We start from the raw sequence: 1,503 nt of genomic DNA, 5'->3' as shown, positions 1-1,503 counted from the left end.
TCGCGTATCTGTGCCGGAAGCTCGTCATATGTGAGGCTAGCGACCGCATCGGCGACGTCTTGTGTCAGGGACATGTTCTCAGACCTCAATGTTTCCGCGGAGTCGTTCGCTGGGGTGTTTGACCTGCATGCTTCGCCCCATGCGACGTCGACCTCACCTGTTGGGATGTCTAGTTTATACTGATCGGAATGATTGGCATTTTGATACAGTTATGGAGGCGCTAGTTTCGTTATGCCTTGCTGCCGAGGGCCCCATGACTTCCGGAATGCATCGCTAAGAGAAATCTTAGTAACTGCAGTGCTGACGGCGATCTCAGACCGACGCCGGCCGCGCTATCAAGGCTGCCAGCTGGTTCGGCAGCCCCTCTCCGTGGGGAAGGCTACTTCTGAAGTCCAGGCGCTCCGGCGATCGATTAGCATTTGCCTTTTGTCGTTTGGTCCACCTGGCGTCCGGAACGATCATCATGGAATTGATCTGCTCGTCTGACAGCATGTTCGCGCGCACCTCCGCTTATGCACTTGAGCGAATCCTTGCTCGGTGGCACGCAGGACGAAACCTCACAAATCTTTTCCTTGGACTTCGGACGAATTCAGGAAGAACTTCAGTGGCTCAAGTGGTTCCGCTTAGTGGAGCGCGCCTTCCACAACGGCATAGCGCGGTCGCCCACTAGAATCGCTCCATCAAGGACTAAGCGATGGGCTGCCCTTCGTGTGGGGTCCTGCCTTGGCAACAGTGCTTGCGGCTTGCCGGTCAGCAGTAGGCGCCACAGTTCGGGCCTGGCGAGACGGCGAGTGTGGCCGGCCGAGATAGACGAGCACCTGTCGCGGCCCGCCGAAGGGCAGCTTGGCGTAGACCAACCCGTGCGAGGCGGCAGGCCCTGGCAAGCCTGACGGCGGCAGGCTCCGCCAAATGGAAATTGCCGAAGAAACGGCAGGAAAGGTCTGCAGGAACCCAGTGCATGCCTTCGAGCGACAAACCGCCGCCCGGAACGATACAATGAAGGGGGTAGTGCAGGTTCTGACCTAGCTTGGGAAAAAGGTAATCAGACCGATCTCGGCCCCAGATGTCGTGGGTCGGAAGCGATCCCGCGCGGCCTCTCGGCCGCCGCCTTGAACAGGTTGGCGTAGACCTCCGTCTTGTCCTGAAAGGCGATTGGCCGGAAGCGTGCAGACCACGTGAAAATAGGCAGTCGGCAGGAGTTCGGCCTCGGGCGCAGCGAGCCAGTCGCGGCAGGCGTGCCCATGGCACTTCGGGCAATGCCGTTGCGGCAGGAATTATACGCGACACGGATCGCCCCGCAGGCCCGGCGGCCCTCGACATGGCCGCCGAGCTCCGCGGTGCGGCACAGTTCGATGGCTCTTATCGTTCGGCGCGCGGTGATTAAGCGCTAGAACTCCTTGGTAGGCCAACATCGTTGAAATTGGTGTGACCTGCCACTGAGAATTTCCTCCGTCTGAGATTAGAGTCCGGGCCTTGATTGAAGGACGGACTGACGAAGAGAAA

At 59.4% G+C, this 1,503-nt stretch carries 1 pseudogene; it reads right to left on the bottom strand.

Annotation, left to right across the window (positions count from 1 at the left end):
• Positions 1-797: 797 nt before the first annotated feature.
• Positions 798-1,372: pseudogene (locus tag AC0L3D_RS36590) on the bottom strand (IS91 family transposase); the annotation flags it as partial.
• Between the last annotated feature and the right edge of the window lie 131 nt (positions 1,373-1,503).

The organism is Mesorhizobium sp. WSM4837, assembly GCF_055811435.1.
This window is presented reverse-complemented; position numbering and strand designations above follow the sequence as displayed.